We start from the raw sequence: 19989 nt of genomic DNA, 5'->3' as shown, positions 1-19989 counted from the left end.
TTGTGAACATCCCTGCATCACAACCTGTTCGCTTAAATTTTTCAGTGATTAGCGTCTGGATTTCACCACAAAGTTTGTGCATTCTGCTGCCTTCCGGCAAATTGATGTGCCGGATTTTCTACCGACAGAAGGCAACTAAAAAGACCTTCCGAGGCCTGCGGTAAACGGAGCACACACCACATGAAAATGAATAAACTGACGATCGCCATCATCGTCTCGATGCTATTGGGTATCGTCACCGGCCAGGGACTGCGCTGGGCATCCCCGGATCAAGCAGCCTCCTTCGCTGCCAATATTACGATTCTGACCGATATCTTCTTGCGCCTTATCAAGATGATCATCGCGCCGCTGGTTTTCACCACCCTCACCGTCGGTATCGCCAAAATGGGCGACACTCGCACCGTGGGCCGCGTCGGTATCAAGACCCTCGGCTGGTTTATGATGGCGTCCCTGCTGTCGCTGACCCTCGGCCTTATCATGGTGCACCTGCTGCAGCCGGGTATGGGCCTGCATCTGGAGCTGCCGCCTGAGCATGCCTCCAGTGGCATCAGTGCCGGAGCCATAACCCTCAAGGATTTCGTCACTCACGCCATTCCCAAGAGCGTGGTCGAGGCCATGGCCACCAACGAGATCCTGCAAATTGTGGTGTTCTCGCTGTTCTTCGGTATGGCAGCGGCAGCCATCGGTGAACACGCCAAGCCGGTCGTCACCCTGATGTCGAGCGCCGCTGACATCATGCTGAAAGTCACCGGTTATGTGATGAACTTCGCCCCCTTCGCCGTGTTCGCTGCCATCAGCGCCATGGTCGCCAAGGAAGGGCTCGGCATCCTCGCCACCTACGGCACCTTCATGGGCCAGTTCTATCTGTCACTCTCCATCCTGTGGGGCGTTCTGCTGCTGCTCGGTAGCCTGTTCCTCGGCCGCCGCGTGCTGCAACTGCTCGGCATGATCCGTGAACCGGTACTGCTGGCCTTCTCCACCGCCAGCTCGGAATCGGCCTATCCGAAGACCCTGCAGCGTCTGGAAGAGTTTGGCTGCTCCAAGCGTATCGCCAGCTTCGTGCTGCCGATGGGGTATTCGTTTAACCTGGACGGCTCGATGATGTACTGCACCTTCGCGGTTATCTTCATCGCCCAGTCCTACGGGATCGATCTCTCCATGGGCCAGCAGATCACCATGCTGCTGCTGCTGATGGTCACCTCCAAGGGGATGGCGGGTGTACCGCGCGCCTCGCTGGTAGTGATTGCCGCTACCCTCAACCAGTTCCATATCCCGGAAGCCGGTATCCTGCTGCTGCTCGGTATCGACCACTTCCTCGACATGGGTCGCTCGGCGACCAACGTACTCGGCAACGCCATCGCTGCCAGCGTGGTCTCCAAGACCGAAGGTGCACTGGAAGAGAGCGAAGCAGAGCCTATCAAGAACGCTGCCTGAGCCATTGCTCCATGAAAAAAGCCGCCTTCGGGCGGCTTTTTTGTTTGGTCGGCGTGTTAGTCGCGCGGGGCGAGAATCTCTTCGCTACGCACCTGCACCGGGGTGGTCTCATCTTCCCTCTGCAACAATACCAGCTGGTTCTGGCGATCAACCTCCAGTACCCAGGCCGCTCCCTCACGAGTCTGGCAATACATGCCAGGGCGGATATCGTGAATATCCATCTCCTTGCTCCTTGTCACTGCAGGCCGTCCTGGCCTGCCAAAAAGTATAGATAAAAAGAAGGGCCCCTTTCGGGAGCCCTCACTCACTTTACCATATGGGGGTTACTTTGCCTTGGCTGAACTCTCAACCCAGCGACCATCCTGATACCAGGCTGCCCAACCGGTTGCCTTACCGTTGACTTCGGTCATCACGTACTGCTCCTTGGTCTTGCGACTAAAGCGTACCACGGCCGGGTTACCATCGGCGTCATAGGCCGGCGCATCAGCAAGATAGAGATGCTTGGGCGAGATGCGGTCACGAAAGCGCTTGAGCTCTTCGACCAGCGGCGCACGGGTTTCGCGCGATTTAGGGAAACTGCTGGCCGCCAGGAACAGGCCAGCGGCGCCATCACGCAGGACGAAATAGGCATCGGACTGGGTGCACTTAAGCTCAGGCAACGGCACCGGATCTTCCTTCGGCGGTGCAATATCACCATTTTTGAGGATCTTGCGAGTGTTCTTGCAAGTTTCGTTGGTGCAACCCATGTACTTGCCGAAGCGGCCGTTTTTCAGCTGCATCTGCGCGCCGCAGCGGTCGCACTCGATGCTCGGACCTTCATAGCCCTTGAGCTTGAACTGGCCCTGCTCCACCTCGTAGCCTTCACAGTCCGGGTTATTACCGCAGACGTGCAGTTTGCGCTGATCATCGATGATGTAGGAGTCCATCGCGGTGCCACACAGCTTGCAGCGGTGCATCGCACGCAGGGCGTTGGTTTCGGCCTCGTCCTCTTCACCGGCCGAGACGAAATCGGCGGCATTGACCAGGTTGATGGTCTTCTTGCAACGCTCTTTGGGCGACAAGGCATAGCCGGAGCAGCCAAGGAACACGCCGGTGGTGGCGGTGCGAATACCCATGGGGCGAGCGCAATCGGGGCACTGGATGTCGGTCAGCACCATCTGGTTGGCACGCATGCCCCCCTCTTCGTTGGGCTGCTCGGCCTTCTTGAGCTCTTCGGTAAACTCGGCGTAGAAGGCATCAAGCACCTTCTTCCATTCGGTTTCGCCCTGGGCGATGTCATCGAGCTTGTCTTCCATGCGCGCAGTGAACTCGTAGTTCATCAGCTCGACAAAGTTTTCGACCAGACGGTCGGTGACAATCTCGCCCATCTTCTCGGCAAAGAAACGGCGATTTTCCACCCGCACATAACCACGCTCCTGAATGGTGGAGATGATGGAGGCATAGGTGGACGGGCGGCCGATTCCACGCTTTTCCAGCTCGCGCACCAGCGCAGCTTCGGTAAAGCGCGCAGGCGGCTTGGTGAAGTGTTGACGCGGGTCCAGCGCCACCAGCTCGAGGGTTTCCCCCTCTTCCACTGCCGGCAGCTGAACATCCTCGCCCTTGCGGCCCATCGGCGGCAGCGCCTTGGTCCAACCGGCAAAGCGCAGGATGCGACCACGGGCCTTGAGCTCATAATCGCCGGCACGCACCGTAAGGGTGGTGGCGTCGTACTGGGCCGGGGTCATCTGGCAGGCCACAAACTGGCGCCAGATCAGGTCATAGAGTTTGTGGGCGTCGGCTTCCATCCCTTCCAGATCGCTGGCACTGACATTGACGTCAGACGGACGAATGGCTTCGTGCGCCTCCTGAGCGCCGGCCTTGGCACCGTACACATTCGGCTCGGCCGGCAGGTAGGGTTTACCGTACTCGCTCACGATAAAGTCACGCACCGCGCTCACCGCCTCTTGGCTGAGGTTGGTAGAGTCGGTACGCATGTACGTGATGTAACCGGCCTCATAGAGGCGCTGGGCCAGCATCATGGTCTTCTTGACGCCAAAGCTTAAACGGGTCGAGGCAGCCTGCTGCAGGGTCGAGGTGATAAACGGCGCCGACGGCTTGGAGCCGGTAGGTTTATCTTCACGACTCTGCACCACATAGGGCACACCCTTGAGGGCCGCGACCGCAGCCTGAGTCTCGGCCTGGGTAACCGGCTTGAACTCCTTGCCGAGGTGGCTTTGCACCTCCATGCGCAGGGCAGTTTTGCTACCGGTCAGCAGGTCAGCGTGCAGATCCCAGAACTCGACCGGCACAAATGCTTTGATCTCGCGCTCCTTGTCCACAATCAGGCGCACTGCGACCGATTGCACCCGACCGGCAGAGAGACCACGCGCCAGCTTCTTCCACAGCAGCGGCGACACCATATAGCCCACCACCCGGTCGAGGAAACGACGAGCCTGCTGAGCATTCACCCGGTCGATGTTAAGGTTCGACGGCTGCGAGAACGCCTCTTTGATGGCACTCTGGGTGATTTCGTTAAACACCACCCGCTTGTAGCGACTGTCGTCACCCCCGATCACCTCGCGCAGGTGCCAGGCGATGGCTTCCCCTTCTCTATCCAAGTCGGTTGCCAGATAGATGGTGTCAGCCTTGGCCGCCAGCGACTGCAACTCGGAGACCACTTTCTCCTTGCCAGGCAGGATCTGGTAATGCGCCTCCCAACCGTGCTCCGGATTAATCCCCATGCGGTTGAACAGGGCGCGCCGCTCCTTGACGGCCTTCTCCTCCTCGCTCAGCTTGACGCCACGGACAGCCGGCTTCTTCGCCTCGCCCGTGGTCGCGCTGCCAGCGGTCGGCAGGTCGCGGATATGGCCCACGCTGGACTTGACCACATAGTCTTTGCCCAGATACTTGTTGATGGTCTTGGCTTTGGCCGGAGACTCCACGATGACCAGAGATTTGCCCATGCTGTAGCTCGTTTCCTCTTGGCCCCGGTATTGGGGCTGCAGTTTTGTGGGGCTGTATAAGAGATTTACCAGCAAAAAGCAAACCTTACGGGTCTGCTTGTGATGGATTGCTTATTTTTATTAATGCCCAATCGTTACCGGTTCAGGCAACCAATTTTTTTGACAGGGTCTCGATTACCCCTGCCGTGCACCCTGCTGACAAGCTGCCACAGCTGTGGTTACCATCTTGTTACAAGCCGCATGAAAACAGGATATGATGGCGATATGCCCTGATTTGGGCAGCAGCATACACTGCGCAATGACCATGCAGTTATAGGGAAATCACTCAAAAAGGATGGACTTCATGAAGCATGTCGAAGCCAATTTCGACGGTCTGGTGGGACCGACCCACAATTATGCCGGTTTATCGCTCGGAAACGTCGCCTCGCAACATAATGCCCACGCCACCTCCAATCCCCGCGAAGCAGCCCAGCAGGGGCTGGCCAAGATGGCTTCGCTACGCAATCTGGGGCTGGTACAAGGGGTACTGGCCCCGCAGGAGCGCCCTGATCTTGCCACCTTGCGCCGACTGGGGTTTACCGGCAGTGATGCCCGGGTGCTGAGTCAGGCAGCGGCGCAGGCACCGGCCGTGCTGGCCGCCTGCTATTCGGCATCGAGCATGTGGACGGCCAATGCCGCCACCGTCTCCCCCAGTGCCGACACCTTCGATGGCCGGGTCCACTTTACACCCGCCAACCTCACCAACAAATTTCACCGCTCCCTCGAGCCCGAAGTCACCGGCCGCATTCTGCGTGCCGTGTTCAGTGATGAACACCATTTTTGCCATCACCGCCATCTGCCCGAACACGACAGTTTTGGCGATGAGGGCGCCGCCAACCATACCCGTCTGTGCGCCGATTATGGGCAGGCCGGGGTCGAGCTGTTTGTCTATGGTCGCAGCGCCTTTGACCCAAGCCGCCCAGCCCCGAGCCGTTATCCGGCGCGCCAGACGCTGGAGGCCAGCCAAGCCATTGCGCGCCTGCATGGCCTGGATAGCGACAGCTGCGTCTTTATCCAGCAAAACCCGGCGGTGATCGACCAAGGGGTATTTCACAATGATGTGATTGCGGTGGGGAATGGCAACGTGCTGTTTTATCACCAGCAGGCCTTCCTCGACACCCAAACGGCACGCCATGAAATCCGCGAAAAATTCGGGGACGGCGAGCTGCATTTTATTGAGGTGCCCACTGCCGAGGTGTCACTGCAGGATGCGGTGCAGACCTACCTGTTCAATACCCAGCTGGTCAGCTTGCCAAGCGGCCAGATGGCGCTGATTGCCCCGACCGAGTGCCGTGATAACCCGGCGGTGGCGGCCTACCTTGCACGCTTGACCGGCCTTGAGACGCCCATTCGCCACGTGTATTTTATGGATGTGAAGCAGAGTATGCGCAACGGCGGCGGCCCGGCTTGCCTGCGCCTTCGGGTGGCGTTAAGCGACACGGAACTCGCTGCCGTCAATCCGGCCTGCCTGCTCGATGAGGCACTGCAACTGCGTCTTGGCCAGTGGATTGACAAGCACTATCGCGATCGCCTGAGCATCGATGATCTGCGCGATCCGGCGCTCATCACTGAATCGCGGGCGGCGCTCGACGAGCTGACCCAGATCCTCAAGCTCGGCACCATCTACCCCTTCCAGCGCTAACCATGTCACTAAAACACGAGACCCGCCGATGGCGGGTCTCTTTTGGTATGGCGACGTAAACGCCGGTGTCTTACTGCCAGGGAGAATGACGTCCCAGCAGTTGCCCTGCCCCTTCCAGCACCCCTTCGGCGCCCTGCTTGCCAAGGCGGGCCAGCAGCCCCTTGCGGGTACGATAGTGCAGCGCCAGCACGCGGCGGGTTTTCGCCTGCGCCAGCAGATAGTCATCGCTGGTTTTAAGCTCATCAACCAGCCCCAGCTCCAGCGCCTGGCTCGCCAGCCAGTGCTCGCCAGTGGTCACCTTGTCGATATCCAGCTGCGGGCGATGGGTACCAACAAACTGCTTGAAGCGCTCATGGATCTCGGCCAGCTCTTCGCGAAACTTGGCCCGCCCTTCGTCATCGTTCTCACCAAACACGGTCAGGGTGCGTTTGTATTGGCCGGCGGTGTGCATCTCAAACTCGATATCGTGCTTTTTCAGCAGCTTATGGAAGTTAGGTAACTGGGCCACCACACCGATTGAGCCGACAATAGCAAACGGCGCCGCCAAAATGCGATCCGCCACGCAGGCCATCATGTAACCGCCACTCGCGGCCACCTTGTCTACCGCAACGGTGAGCGGAATTTCGTGCTCACGCAGACGCTGCAGCTGGGAGGCACACAGACCGTAACCGTGGACCACGCCGCCGCCGGACTCGAGACGCACCAACACCTCGTCCTGCGGTGTCGCAACAGCCAGAATGGCGCTCACCTCTTCACGCAGGCCCGCCACTTCGCGCGCCTCCATACCGCCCTTGAAGTCGATAACAAACAGGCGCGAGCGATGATCGCCCCCCTTGCGGGCCTTCACCTCTTGCTTGTGCTGCTTCTCGAGCGCCTTGCGCTCATCCTTACTGGCCAGCATGGCCTGCAGGCGTACACGCGTCTCGTCCAGCTCATCGCCCAGATCGGTGACCTCCAGCTGCCCCTTGCCCCCTTTCCCGGCGCCGCGTCCGGCAACGGTGACCAACACCACAGCGGCAACCAGTGCCAACAGCAAGGTCAGGGTTTTGGCCACAAACAGCCCGTATTCACTCAGAAACTCCACACACTCCTCCACGGCGGTCACCGCCTGCTTCGATGTCACCGGTTTATGATGACACAACTCCTCAATTTGATTCACATTTTTACGCGGGGGACTGGTCAAGCGCCGGATCGTCTGCGTACACTTGCCGACTGCACCCGTCACCATAAGGAAGCGCATCATGCTGGATTATCAGGCCCATCAAACACTGCTGGCAGGCAAGGTGATACTGGTAACCGGCGCTGGCGACGGGATTGGCCGTGAAGCGGCCATCACCTATGCCGCCCATGGCGCAACCCTGATCCTGGTCGGCAGAACCCAGTCCAAGCTCGAAGCCACCTCCGCCGCGATTGAGGCGCTCGGAGCGCCACTGCCGGCAATCGTGACGCTCGATCTGCACAGCGCCAGTGCCGCCGACTATCAAGGCATTGCCGCTGCGCTAGAGCGCCAGTTTGGCCGCCTTGACGGGGTGCTGTTTAACGCCGGACTGCTTGGTACCCTCTGCCCGTTCGAGCAGATCCGCGAGCGCGAATGGGATGAGCTGATGCAGGTCAACGTCAAGTCTGAGTTCCTGATGACCCAGGCACTATTGCCGCTGGTACGGCTGACGGCGCGCCAGCACGGCGATGCGTCAATTATCTACACTTCGTCCAGTGTGGGACGCAAGGGCCGCGCCTATTGGGGCACTTACGCCATCTCCAAGTTCGCTATCGAAGGCATGATGGAAGTGCTGGCTGATGAGCTGGAAAATACCGGAGTGCGCGTCAATACCATCAACCCGGGCGGCACCCGCACCAAGATGCGCGCCAGCGCCTTCCCAGCCGAAGATCCCATGAACCTGAAGACCCCGGCCGACCTGATGCCGCTCTATCTCTACCTGATGGGCAGTGACAGCCGCGGCCAAACCGGCAAGACCTTTGTGGCGCAGCCCAAATAATGCTGCCCGCAGCAACGCCCGGAGCGTTTTGATATGCTTGACACAGGGACTCTAGCGGGCAACGGCATGTTTCGACCGAAAAGTACCATTGAGCAGTGGCGCATCTTTCAGGCCGTGGTCGAGTATGGCGGCTACGCCCAGGCGGCCGAGGCACTCAACAAGAGCCAATCGTCACTCAATCATGCGGTGGCCAAGCTGCAGCAATCACTCGGCGTGGCGCTGCTTGAGGTGCGCGGTCGCAAGGCGGTGCTGACTCCGGCCGGGACCCTGTTTTTAAACCGCTCACGCCAACTGCTGATGCAGATGGAAGAGCTCGAGCAGTTGGCTGGCAATCTTGAGCGGCAGTGGGAAACCCAGATCACCCTCTATATTTCGGTGCTCTATCCGCGTGAGCGGCTGCAACGGGCGCTGGCGCGCTTTCAACCCCGCTCGCGGGGGTGCCGCATCAATCTGCATGAGCGCATCCACTGCCACTTCAATGCGCTACAGCCGGGCGATCTGATGATCACCGAGCATCTGCCGGCCGAGCGCAGCGGCCTGCCGCTCGATGAGGTCAAGCTGTTACCGGTTTGCCGCCACGATCATCCGCTGGCACGCCGCGACGAGGCCCTCACCCAGGAGCAACTGCTCGAGCACACCCAGATTACCCTGCACCCGCCCATTCACCGTTCGTTTGACTGGAGTCATCGCAGCGATCTGAGCTGGGCGGTGACCCATCTGCACGAAGCGCGTCAACTTATCCTGCAGGGGATCGGTTATGGGTGGCTGCCCGAACATCTGGTGGTCGATGATCTCAGCCGTGGCGAGCTGGTAGTGCTCAAGCTGGTCAGCGGCAGCGAGCGGCGTCTTTACACCTACCTGCTGACCCAGGACCCCGGCCAGCTGGGCCCGGCTACCGAGCTGCTCTTGCGGTTATTGCGCGATGAATACCTGCCGCCCGAGGCGGCAGAGTAACTCAGACATTGCGCACTCGCGTGCAACCCAGCAGCGAAAGCAGTGCCAATCCCAGCGCCACCATAAAGACGGCGTGATAGTTCCAAAGCTCAGCCACCACCCCAGCAATGCCGCCCGCCACAATGGAGCCGGTGCGGATGCTGTTGGTAAAAAGCGTGGTCGCCACCCCGGCGCGCCCCGGCATCAAATCCTGAAAGTAAGACATACCGATCCCGGCCACAATCCCGATAAAGATGGCGTTAAACAGCTGCAGCATCAGCAATCCCTGCTCGCTGTGCAGCGTGACCAGCCCGGCGTAAAACAGCACACCGGCCAGCACCGCCACCAGCATCATGGGGCGCTTGCCAAAACGCGCCGTGTAGTGACCGGCCAGCAGCATAAACGGGATCTCCAGCGCCGCCGCCGTGCCCATCAGCATACCGGCCAGTTTTTCGTCCATGCCCAGCTCACGGGTGATGTAGAGCGGCATGTTGATGAGATACATGCTATTGCAGGTCCACATCAGGGTGCTGGCCAGAAACAAAATGCGCACATCCGGATCACGCCAGCTGCTCACCTTCTCATCGCCCACCGGCACCGGTGGCAGCGGCAGCGACGGCAACCAGCGCCAGGCAATGGCGCAGCAGACCAGAAACGCCAGGGTTGAGGCCAGATACATAAAGGTAAAGCCGTAACCGATCGCAATGGCAAAGGCGAGCGGTGGGCCAATGACCCAGGCCAGCGAAAACTGCGCCCGCATTACCGAGCTGAACATATCGGCGCGCCGACCCTCCCGGTCCGAATGCTCACGCGCCAAGGCAAACAGTTGCGGGCTGGAGGTCCCGGCAATGCTGCCAAGCACCACGCCAAGGCTGGCCAGCATCCAGTAGTTGCGATTAAACGCAAACAGCAGCGATACCATCACCCCACACAAACAACAGAGCAGGATCAACTGCTTGCGATCCCCTTTGCGATCCGAGCGGTGACCGAGCCACTGGCTGATCAGGATCCCGACCACGGCGTTGATGGTGTAGAACATCCCCACCAGAAACGGCCTGACCTGCACCTCTTGCGACAGAAACAGCGACAAGGTGGGCACCTGCAGCGCCACGGCCATGCCGGTGGTAAAGGTTACCCCGAGGAAGGAGAGGGAGACGGGATCACTGCGTTCACGCAGCGCTGACAACATATTCATAAAACTGAATCCGGACTGAATGGAGGGATATGCGCAAAGACTCCCCTATATGCGGTGATTGCGGCGTCCTGTCAATGCAGTTGTGCGGCTTGCGCTGCCTCGGCCATCCCCGTACAGTGACCGATGACTGACTGAACATGGATAAAAAATATGTTTGATTTTGATAAGGAAATTGACCGCAGCAACACCATGAGCCTGAAGTGGGACAAATACAAAGGCCAGGATGTGTTGCCGATGTGGGTCGCCGATACCGACTTTCGCTCCCCTGAGTGTGTGATCGAGGCGCTGGGCAAGCGCGTCGAGCACGGCATTTTTGGCTACTCCCGTCCCTCCCCGCGTCTTATCGAGCTGATTGTCAATCGTCTGGCCGAGCGTTATGGCTGGCAAATTGATCCGAGCTGGCTGGTGTTTCTGCCAGGCGTCGTGCCGGGTTTGAACCTGGCGTGCCGTGCCTGGACCGCGCCCGGTCGCGGCGTGATCACGCCAAAACCTGTCTATTATCCCTTCCTGCTGGCCCCCGGCATCAATGATCGCCCCTTGCTGAACGTCCCGATGGTCGAGCAAGATGGCCGCTGGGTGCTGGATCTCGAAGAGCTTGAGCTGCAAGCGGCCGGTGCCGATCTGCTGCTCCTTTGCCATCCGCACAATCCGGGTGGCACCGCCTTTACCCGAGACGAATTGCTCGCCATTCAGGCGATTGCCGAGCGCCACGATCTTGTGGTCTGCTCCGATGAAATTCACTGCGATCTCATCCTCGACAAAAACGTCCGCCACCTGCCCTATGGCGCCATCAGCCCGGAAGCGGCCGATCGCTGTGCCGTGATGATGGCACCGAGCAAGACCTTCAACATCGCAGGTCTTTGCTGCTCGTTTGCGGTGATCCCCAACGAACGGCTGCGTTTTCGTCTGCAGCAGGCGATGCGCGGTATCTGCGCCGACGTCAACCTGCTCGGGTTTGTGGCAGCTGAAGCCGCCTATGAGGGTGGCGATAGCTGGCTCGAGGCGCAGCTGGACTACCTGCGTGGCAACCTGGCCCTGATTGAAGAGGCGGTCGCCCGCTGGCCGGGAGTCAATCTGGCGCGCCATCAGGCGACCTATCTGGCCTGGATTGATGTGGCCGCTCTGGGGCTGGACAATCCTATCGCCTTCTTCGAGCAAGCCGGCGTAGGACTCTCGCCGGGAGCCCAGTTTGGCAATGGTCAGTTTGTCCGTCTTAACTTTGGTTGCACCCGCGCCACCTTGCGTGAGGCACTGGACCGGATGGAGCGCGCCATTCTGGCCCATCAGGGCTAAGGTCAAACCAGGGGCAAATGAGCCCAAAACAGCGGGAAATGCCCGACTTCAGCAAGGCCGGATTGCCGAGTCAACCGGCCTTGATTACAGTGTGCATCACCCTCTGTCTGCGAGAGCCCGCCGTGAAGCCCGTTTGTATCCTCCCTGCTCTGTTGCTCACCGTTTCGGCCCTGCCTGCCCAGGCTGCCGAGTTTATCTCTATCGCTACCGGCGCCGTCACGGGGGTTTACTATCCGGCGGGAGGTGCCATCTGCCGCCTGCTCAATCAGCGCAGCGATGCGCCGCGCTGCGCGGTAGAAAGCTCGGCTGGCTCACGCGACAATCTGAAACTGCTGGAAGATGGCAAGGTGGACTTGGCCATCGTGCAGTCCGATATGCTGTGGGAAGCCATCAAGGGCCAGGGAGAATATGCGGGCAGACCGCTGACCAACCTCGCCACTTTGTTCACCCTCTATCAAGAGCCGCTCACCCTGGTAGCCGGCAGTGACAGTGGCATCAGCGATCTGGGCGATCTGGAAGGTAAGCGCGTCGATATTGGCAGCACCGGCTCAGGGGATCACACCACCAGCGAAGCGCTACTGAGCGCCATCGGCTGGGATAGCAGCCATTTTGCCGAGCTTGGCGAGCGCTCGGTCAGCGAGCGGGTCAGCGCCCTGTGCAGCGGCAAGATTGATGCGTTTTTCATGGTTACCGCCCACCCAAACCAGAACATTGCCGACGTGGTGGAGCGCTGCGGCGCTACCCTGGTGCCTTTGGAAGGTGATGCCGTCGATACCCTGCTGGCCAACGTGCCCTATTACAGTGCCCAGACTGTGCCGGCCAACCTCTATCAGAGCGATGAGCCGGCACTGCCGAGCTTTGGATCCACGGCCGTGGTGGTGACTCGCGCCTCGCTCCCGGCGGATCTGGCCTACCAGCTCGATCAGGTGATTTTCACTCATCTCGAGCAGTTCAAACGGCTGCATCCGGCGTTTACTCATCTGACCCGCCGCCAGATGCTCACCTCCCCCATCCTGCCGCTGCACGCGGGCTCGCAAGCCTTTGCCGATGGCAAGAAACCGCAAAGGCCAGCGGTAACGATCACTCCCGGCGATGAGACGCCGCCGGCCAGCAACGCCAGTGCCGCCGTGCAACCCGACGCTTAAGGCGTATCGGCCATCTCCTCCCCCACCCAGCCGAGCAGCGCCTTGATGGCACGCGACAGGATTTGGTTCTGCCGCACGATATAGCCAAGGCTGGTGGGGGAAAAATCACGCAGACGCATCATCGGCACACCCGTCTCGCGGGTTTTGAGCAGTGCAAAGTCAGGCACGATAGCCACGCCAAAACCGGCGCGCGCCCAATCAAGCTGCGCATCGACACTGCCCACCTCCATAATCCGATAACCCGGTAACTGCAGGCTCGGCAGGCAGGGATCGATCAGGGCGCGGGTACGGGTATCGTGCCCCAGCAGAATCAGGGTCGGCATCTCTGCATCCAGCCCTTCGCCCAGCGCGCACCAGTGCACTTTTTTCAGCTCGGTAAAATGCAGCGTGTCACTGGGGCGCTGCGCCATCACCAGTCCCAAGTCAGCGCGCCCGCTGCGCACCAGCTCCGCCGCCCGATCCGAGGTGGTGTTGAACAAGGTGAGATCGATACCGGGATAGGCCTGTTTAAAGCGCTGGAACGGGTGGATCAGCAGCAGCCGCGAGATGATGTCACTGGCCGCAATCGAGATAGTGCCCTGACTCAGTTCATTCAGGGCATTGAGATCGGATTGGCACAACTGCAGCTCCTGCAACGTGCGCTGGGCGCTGACCAGCAGCCGCTCACCGGCCTGGGTCAAACGAAACGGCGTGCGCTCGACCAGCTTGGTGCGGGTTGCCTCTTCCAGCCGCTTCAGATGCAGGCTGACGTTGGGCTGGGTCATGTGCAATTCGGCAGCGGTTTGGCCAAAATGCTGCAGCCGGGCCAGGGTCACAAAGGTGTTGAGCCAGTGAAGATCGAGCATGTTCGCCTCCTGCTAGCGATGGCCGAAATTATATGCCGTTCTTATCAGTACTATAAAGATAATTAATTTTTCTAATTTCGGCTGCGCTCCTAGGATGGAGTCTTCGTGTTTAAAGACTTCCGTTTGAGGAGAAATCAGCATGTCGTCTATCGTCGTGGTAGGGGCCAACTGGGGTGATGAAGGCAAGGGCCGCATCGTCGATTATCTGGCCGGTGACGCCGCCGCCAGCATTCGCTTCCAGGGCGGCAATAATGCCGGCCACACCGTGGTCAACGACCTGGGTACCTTCAAGCTGCACCAGATCCCGAGCGGGGTCTTCAACCCGAACTGTCTGGTCGTGCTCGGCCCGGGCATGGTGATCAGCCCCGAGAAGCTCTCTGTCGAGCTGGCCGAAGTCAAGGCTGCCGGTGTCGATCCCAAGCTCGCCATCTCTGATCGCGCCACCCTCTGCCTGCCGCTGCATGCCATCGAGGATACCCTCGAAGAGCAGCGCCTTGGCGCCGGTGCCTATGGCTCCACCCGTCAGGGCATCGCCCCGGCCTATGGCGATCGCGTCATGAAAAAAGCGATCCTGGTCGGCTGGCTGAAGCAGCCGGACGTGCTGGTTGAGCGCATCCAGTTCATGCTGGACTGGAAGCTGCCGCAGATGAAGGCACTCTACCCCGAATTTACCTTCGAGCAGACCGCCCAACAGATGGCTGACTGGCTGCTGGAAGTGTCCGCCCCCTGGATTGATGCCGTATGCAACGTCAGCACCCCGCTCAAGGCGCTGCAAGCCAAGGGTGACACCCTGCTGTTTGAAGCCCAGCTCGGTGCCGGCCGCGATCTGATCTATGGCGAATATCCCTGGGTCACCTCCTCCCACGTATCTGGCGCTTACGCCGGTATCGGTGGCGGCCTGCCGGCCCTGCGTCCGGAGCGCGTTATCGCCGTGGCCAAGGCGTTCAGTACCTCGGTCGGTACCGGTACGCTGCTGACCGCCATGGAGAATCAGGACGAGTTTCGCAAGATCGCCAACGAGTTCGGTGCCACCACCGGTCGTCCGCGCGATGTCGGCTACTTTGATGCCGTCGCGACCAAAAACGGTGTCGAGCTGCAAGCGGCCAACGAAGTGGCCCTGACCAAGCTGGACTGCCTGACCGGTCTGCCGGATCTGAAGATCTGTGTCGCCTACGAAGGTGCCCACACCGAAAACCCGATTTGGCCGCAAACCGCCGGTCTCAAGCCCGTCTATGAAGAGATGGAGAGCTGGAGCGAAGACATCACTGCCTGCCGCACCTGGGAAAGCCTGCCCAAGGCCGCCCAAAATTACGTGCTGCGCATCGAAGCGCTGCTCGGCGTGCCGGTCAGCATGGTCTCCGTCGGCCCGGGCCGCGAAGAGATGATCCTGCGTTAATATCCGGTTCGCCGCTTGCGGCATGGATATCCACAGCGAAACGCCAGTCATGCGACTGGCGTTTTTTATTGTGAGTCCAGCGCCACGTCACATAGCCCGTCACCTCGCATTGACTTGGCTTGAGTACCGTCAGTGAGCCAAGTATGTTAGTCCCCTGTCTGCTATCGGGAAGCGTTTTATGATTGCCGTTGCGCTTATTGATGATCATCTGGTAGTACGCTCCGGATTTGCCCAACTGCTGGGGCTTGAGCCGGATCTGCGTATCGTCGGCCAGTTTTCTTCGGGGCAGGAGGCCTTGCAAGGACTGCCGGGCAGTGGTGCTCAGGTTTGCATCTGCGATATCTCCATGCCCGATATCTCCGGGCTGGATCTGCTGGCACAACTGCCCCGCGGATTGGCGGTTATCATGCTGTCGGTTCACGACAGCCCGTCGCTGATTGAGATGGCTCTAAAAGCCGGTGCCAAGGGGTTTCTTTCCAAACGCTGCAGTCCCGATGAACTGGTCGCCGCCATTCGCACCGCGGCATCGGGTGGCTGTTATCTCACCCCCGAGATTGCCCGCAAACTGGCCTTTGCTCGTCAGGATCCCCTCACCGCGCGCGAGCGGCAAGTCGCCGAAAAGCTGGCGCAAGGCTGGGAGGTCAAGGCCATTGCCAATGAGCTTGGCCTCTCGCCCAAAACGATTCATGTGCACCGCGCCAACCTGATGGAAAAACTTGGCGTCAGTAACAATGTGGAGCTGGCGCACCGCCTGTTTGATCAGTGGCAATAGCGCGTTACCTGCGGTGCTTGCCACTGGGATTTGCCACTTTCTTTATTTTCTCCACCAGCTGGTTTTGCCTCTGGAGTATCGGCCTGCATCTGGTGCAAAAACCCGATATGGCGGCGCTGCTGTTCACCTTTGGACTGCGCTGCGGCTTGATGTTGCAATCTCCCCAGCGCTACTGGCCGCTGCTACTTTGCAGTGAATGGCTGTTACTGGCCGGCTTGCATGCTGAGGTGGGATTGCCGGGTTGGCCACGGCTGGTAGCCGGCAGCCTACTGACCGTGTATCCACTGCTCTGGCTACGCCAACGCCCTCAACGTAACGATGTCCACACCCTGTTATGGCAAGGTGCCGCGCTGGTGCTCTGCGCCCTCTTGCAAGCCATGCTCTGGCTGGATCTCCCCGCTCAGTCCATGACAGTGCTGCTGCTGACGTTAAGCGGTGGGCTCACCGTCGCGCCGGCCTGTTTACTGTTCTGGCACTACCTTAGCCGTGCCACCTGGGTGCCCCTCGGACCGGCACTGGTCGAACAACCGGTGAGCTGGCGTGCGCGTCATCTGCTCTGGTATCTGCTGCTGTTTACCCTGAGCTTGGGGTTGCAACTGGGCTTACCCGGCGAGCTTGCGCGTTTCACTCCGTTTTGTCTGGCCCTGCCCATTATGGCACTGGCCTGGCGCTATGGCTGGCAAGGTGCGCTGATGGCCACCCTGATGAATGCCATTGCGCTGATTGCCGGGCAAACCCTGCATGACCATGCCGTGGACTTGCTGCTCTCCTTGTTGGCCCAGAGTCTGACCGGGTTGCTGCTGGGCGCCGGGATCCAGCGCTTGCGCGATCTCAACGCCGAACTGTCACAGCAACTGACCCGCAACCGGCAACTGACCGAACGACTGGTCGAGACCGAGGAGCAGGTGCGCCGCGAGGTCGCGCGTGAGCTGCACGATGACATCGGCCAGACCATCACCGCCATCCGCACTCAGGCCACTATCTTGCCGCGCCTGTTGCCAGGCCAGGAACGGGTAGCCGCCAGTAGCCGCCAGATTGAGCAACTCTCTTTGGATGTCTATGACGCAGTACGCCGGCTGCTCGGGCGCCTGCGGCCGAGACAACTCGACGATCTGAGCCTGTCAGCAGCCGTTCGCAGCCTGCTGCGAGAGCTCGAGCTGGACGCCCAGGGCATCGTCAGCCATCTGGATTGGCAGATTGTCGATAGTGAACTCAGTGATAGCCAGGGGGTGACGCTGTTTCGCATCTGTCAGGAGGCGCTAAACAACATCATCAAGCATGCCGGTGCCAGCGCGGTCACCCTGCATGCCTGGCGTGAGGACAACCGCTTTCACCTGGTTATTGAAGATGATGGCTGTGGTTTGCCGCTTGATGCGACCCGGCAAGGTTATGGGCTGCGTGGTCTTAATGAGCGAGTGCAAGCCATGGGTGGCAAACTGCAACTCACCTGTACCCACGGCGTCAGATTGGCGGTGACGCTGCCCGTTCGTCTCGATCAGGAGTCGTTATGATCCGATTTTTACGCAGCCCCACCCCGCTCCCCGAGCTCACCGGGCAGCAAGAGATCGACCACAGCTATCGCTACTGGCGCCGCCATATCCTGCTCACACTCTATCTGGGCTATGCACTCTTCTATGTCACCCGCAAAAGTTTCAACGCTGCCGTGCCGGACATGTTGGCCAGTGGCGTGCTGGAGCGTACCGATATCGGCCTGCTCGCCACCTTGTTCTATGTGACCTACGGCCTGTCGAAATTTATCTCTGGCATCGTCAGCGATGATTCCAATCCCCGTTACTTTATGGGCATTGGCCTGATAGCCACTGGCGTGGTCAACCTGCTGTTCGGGCTCTCTTCATCGCTCTGGCTGTTTGCCAGCCTGTGGGTGGTCAATGCGTTTTTCCAAGGGTGGGGCTGGCCCCCCTGCTCCAAACTGCTCACCACCTGGTATTCACGCAGTGAACGTGGCAGTTGGTGGGCGCTATGGAACACCGCTCATAATGTCGGTGGTGCCCTGACCCCCATGCTAGTGGCAGCCATCACACTGCACTACGGCTGGCGACTTGGCATGATGCTGCCCGGTGTCCTGGCTATTATTGGCGGTCTATTTTTGTGTTGGCGCTTGCGTGACAAGCCGCAGACCATGGGATTGCCGAGCGTTGGCCAGTGGCGTCAGGATGCCCTTGAAATCGAGCAGCAACAGGTGGGGGAAGGGCTGAACCGACGCCAAATCCTGCGCCGCTATGTGCTGACCAACCCCTATTTGTGGTTACTTGGCTGCAGCTACGTAATGGTCTATGTGGTACGCGCCGCCATCAATGACTGGGGCAACCTCTATATGACTGAACGCTTGGGCTCCGATCTGGTGACAGCCAACTCGGTGGTCACCCTGTTTGAGGTTGGCGGATTTATCGGCGCGCTGGTAGCAGGTTGGGGCTCGGATCAACTCTTCAACGGCAACCGTGGACCGATGAATCTGATCTTTGCCGCTGGCACGTTGCTGGCGGTTGGCGCACTGTGGCTGATGCCGTTTGTCAGCTATTTGATGCAAGGCGCCTGCTTTTTTACCATCGGGTTCTTTGTATTTGGTCCACAGATGCTGATAGGCATGGCCGCCGCCGAGTGTTCCCACAAAGAGTCCGCCGGTGCAGCCACCGGCTTTGTCGGACTGTTTGCTTACATGGGCGCCGCCATCTCGGGCTACCCGCTGGCGCGTATTCTCGAGCAGTGGCAGTGGGATGGTTTCTTTGTAGCCATCTCGCTGGCCGCGGGTATCTCTGGCCTGCTGTTACTGCCGTTTCTAAAAGCACAGACGCCGCGAAACCGCGGCGTCTGAAAGGTCCCGCCACAAGACGGTGTAAATGTGATTAGGCTGCGCTTGGTGCCACCTGCAGTTTGAGCTTCTTCTCGCGGCGAATTTTGCGCTCTTCCATCACGGCGACCATCGCCATCAGGAAAATACAGCCGATGGCGGCGGTATCGAGCGCAGCAAAGGTACCGGCCCAACCGGTCAGACCAAACACCGGAGTACCGTCGGCAATCATCCCTAGGCCCAGTTTGGCAAAGCTGTCACCAATCAGATAAGCAAAGGTCCCCTTAATGCCGTCGGCGGCCCCGATGGCCTTCTTGGGCACGAAGCCCACCGCAGCAACCCCGATCAGCAGTTGGGGCCCAAACACCAGAAAACCGAGTGCAAACAGGGAGGCCAGATAGACATACTGGTTAGCGGCATGTTGATACACACCCAGGGTGGCGATGATCAACGCCAGCGCGACACACGCCACCAGACCACGACGGCCATTGGCCAGATCCGACAGATACCCCCACATCAGGGTGCCAACCAGCGCACCGATTTCAAACAGGGTAAACCCTTGAATCGCAACTTCTTTAGGTAGATTCAATACTTGGTGAGCATACACGGTGGACCATTGGTCAATACCGATACGCACCACATAGAGGAAGATGTTGGCAAAGCAGAGCAGCCAGATCACCTTGTTCTTCAGAACGTATTCGACAAAGATCTGCCATTTGGTCATCTCGTCGCCATCAGCCTGCTGATCTTCTTCGCTGACCGGCTCGTCAAACAACTCTTCAGCGGCACCCAGGCCGTACGATTCGGGTGAGTCACTGCCATAGCGCAGACCAATAAAGCCGACAATCAGGGCAATGATGGAGGGGAAGATAAACATCCCGATGACATGACCATCAAACAGGTAGTTGGCGCCAAAGAGCGCAACACCTGCAGCCCCTGCCCCACCCACGTTGTGAGACATATTCCACAACCCCAGATAGGTGCCGCGCTTGCGCTTGGGCGTCCACTTGGTGATGGTGGAGTAGCTACAGGATCCGCCCGTACTTTGGAAAAATCCGCTCAGGGCATAGAAGGCAATCATCATAAACAGGCTGACGGAGCCGGCGCCCATGCTGGCACTAAAACCCAGCATACAGATTGCCGAGAGGATCAGCATAAAGGGCAGAAATTGTTTGGTGTTCTTGCCATCGGCGTAGTACGACACCAAGGTCTTGCCGACGCCATAAGTAATCGAGAAGCCCAAACCAATCATCCCGAGTTGGGTCATGGTGAGGTCGTAGGTCGCGATCATGTCATTCTGCGCAATGTTAAAGTTCTTGCGGATCAGATACATGGTCAGGTAGCCGATAAAGACGACCAGATAGGACTGAATGAAGGGTCTAAACCACATCTTGCGCCGTACTTCGACCGGCAAATCCAGGGTCGGTTGGCGTACCTGGTTAAGAAAGGCCAGCATGGAGTGCTCCTTGGCAATGGTGAAAGTGAACCAGGGGGTGTCTGGTTATCGCTTCGCATTGTAAGAAGCCAGGGATTGGCACCCGTCAGCA

16 protein-coding genes are annotated in these 19989 nt (G+C 59.4%); 10 read left to right on the top strand and 6 right to left on the bottom strand.

Annotation, left to right across the window (positions count from 1 at the left end; genetic code table 11):
- The first annotated feature begins 180 nt into the window (after positions 1-180).
- Positions 181-1434 carry a dicarboxylate/amino acid:cation symporter gene (locus BW958_RS01635; RefSeq protein ID WP_076573669.1) on the top strand — a complete coding sequence of 418 codons (1254 nt, stop codon included), beginning with the start codon at positions 181-183 and terminating at the stop codon, positions 1432-1434.
- Between the two features lie 56 nt (positions 1435-1490).
- Here the strand turns inward: BW958_RS01635 and BW958_RS20470 are convergent, their stop codons facing one another.
- Together BW958_RS20470 and topA are read right to left on the bottom strand one after the other, a co-directional pair.
- Positions 1491-1655, bottom strand: coding sequence for a hypothetical protein (locus tag BW958_RS20470; RefSeq protein WP_179078803.1), 165 nt, complete (start codon positions 1653-1655; stop codon positions 1491-1493).
- A 102-nt stretch (positions 1656-1757) separates the two neighbouring features.
- A complete protein-coding gene (gene topA, locus BW958_RS01630; RefSeq protein WP_076573667.1) occupies positions 1758-4376 on the bottom strand; it encodes a type I DNA topoisomerase in 2619 nt (872 codons plus the stop codon).
- A gap of 343 nt (positions 4377-4719) precedes the next feature.
- Between topA and astB the strand changes: the two genes are divergently transcribed.
- Positions 4720-6057 carry an N-succinylarginine dihydrolase gene (gene astB / locus BW958_RS01625; protein WP_076573665.1) on the top strand — a complete coding sequence of 446 codons (1338 nt, stop codon included), beginning with the start codon at positions 4720-4722 and terminating at the stop codon, positions 6055-6057.
- Between the two features lie 70 nt (positions 6058-6127).
- On the opposite strand, the gene sohB is transcribed toward astB, so the two are convergent.
- Positions 6128-7141: a protease SohB gene (gene sohB / locus BW958_RS01620; protein ID WP_076574090.1), complete on the bottom strand. Its 1014-nt coding sequence runs from the start codon at positions 7139-7141 to the stop codon at positions 6128-6130.
- A gap of 157 nt (positions 7142-7298) precedes the next feature.
- Here sohB and BW958_RS01615 point away from each other — a divergent pair, with 157 nt between their 5' ends.
- Positions 7299-8054, top strand: a complete 756-nt coding sequence (locus BW958_RS01615) for a YciK family oxidoreductase (RefSeq protein ID WP_076573663.1) — start codon at positions 7299-7301, stop codon at positions 8052-8054.
- A gap of 66 nt (positions 8055-8120) precedes the next feature.
- Positions 8121-9008, top strand: a complete 888-nt coding sequence (locus tag BW958_RS01610) for a LysR family transcriptional regulator (RefSeq protein WP_076574088.1) — start codon at positions 8121-8123, stop codon at positions 9006-9008.
- A 1-nt stretch (position 9009) separates the two neighbouring features.
- Here the strand turns inward: BW958_RS01610 and BW958_RS01605 are convergent, their stop codons facing one another.
- On the bottom strand, positions 9010-10182 hold the full coding sequence (locus tag BW958_RS01605) for an MFS transporter (RefSeq protein WP_076573661.1): 1173 nt from the start codon (positions 10180-10182) through the stop codon (positions 9010-9012).
- 150 nt (positions 10183-10332) lie between these two features.
- Here BW958_RS01605 and BW958_RS01600 point away from each other — a divergent pair, with 150 nt between their 5' ends.
- Entirely contained in the window at positions 10333-11475 is a 1143-nt protein-coding gene (locus BW958_RS01600) for a MalY/PatB family protein (RefSeq protein ID WP_076573659.1), read from the top strand.
- 17 nt (positions 11476-11492) lie between these two features.
- Positions 11493-12620 (top strand): TAXI family TRAP transporter solute-binding subunit, encoded by a 1128-nt coding sequence (locus BW958_RS01595; protein ID WP_083687211.1) that lies wholly within the window; start codon positions 11493-11495, stop codon positions 12618-12620.
- Here BW958_RS01595 and BW958_RS01590 read toward each other — a convergent pair.
- Positions 12617-13465 carry a LysR family transcriptional regulator gene (locus tag BW958_RS01590; RefSeq protein WP_076573655.1) on the bottom strand — a complete coding sequence of 283 codons (849 nt, stop codon included), beginning with the start codon at positions 13463-13465 and terminating at the stop codon, positions 12617-12619. The genes BW958_RS01595 and BW958_RS01590 overlap by 4 nt on opposite strands.
- Before the next feature lie 139 nt (positions 13466-13604).
- Between BW958_RS01590 and BW958_RS01585 the strand changes: the two genes are divergently transcribed.
- From BW958_RS01585 to uhpC, 4 genes are all read left to right on the top strand, one after another.
- Positions 13605-14861, top strand: a complete 1257-nt coding sequence (locus BW958_RS01585) for an adenylosuccinate synthetase (RefSeq protein ID WP_076573653.1) — start codon at positions 13605-13607, stop codon at positions 14859-14861.
- Between the two features lie 178 nt (positions 14862-15039).
- On the top strand, positions 15040-15633 hold the full coding sequence (gene uhpA, locus BW958_RS01580) for a response regulator transcription factor UhpA (protein WP_076573652.1): 594 nt from the start codon (positions 15040-15042) through the stop codon (positions 15631-15633).
- Entirely contained in the window at positions 15624-17144 is a 1521-nt protein-coding gene (gene uhpB, locus BW958_RS01575; protein WP_372628746.1) for a signal transduction histidine-protein kinase/phosphatase UhpB, read from the top strand. The genes uhpA and uhpB overlap by 10 nt, the downstream gene beginning before the upstream one ends.
- Positions 17141-18466 carry an MFS transporter family glucose-6-phosphate receptor UhpC gene (gene uhpC, locus BW958_RS01570; RefSeq protein WP_076573650.1) on the top strand — a complete coding sequence of 442 codons (1326 nt, stop codon included), beginning with the start codon at positions 17141-17143 and terminating at the stop codon, positions 18464-18466. Before uhpB ends, uhpC begins: the two co-directional genes overlap by 4 nt.
- A 31-nt stretch (positions 18467-18497) precedes the next feature.
- On the opposite strand, the gene uhpT is transcribed toward uhpC, so the two are convergent.
- The gene (gene uhpT, locus BW958_RS01565) at positions 18498-19898 is read right to left on the bottom strand and encodes a hexose-6-phosphate:phosphate antiporter (RefSeq protein ID WP_076573648.1); all 1401 of its coding nucleotides are present in this window, start codon (positions 19896-19898) and stop codon (positions 18498-18500) included.
- Positions 19899-19989: the final 91 nt, after the last annotated feature.

This window comes from Aeromonas sp. RU39B, assembly GCF_900156095.1.
GTDB lineage: Bacteria > Pseudomonadota > Gammaproteobacteria > Enterobacterales > Aeromonadaceae > Aeromonas.
The sequence above is the reverse complement of the archived record's forward strand: the minus strand, read 5'-3'. Positions and strand labels throughout refer to the sequence as shown.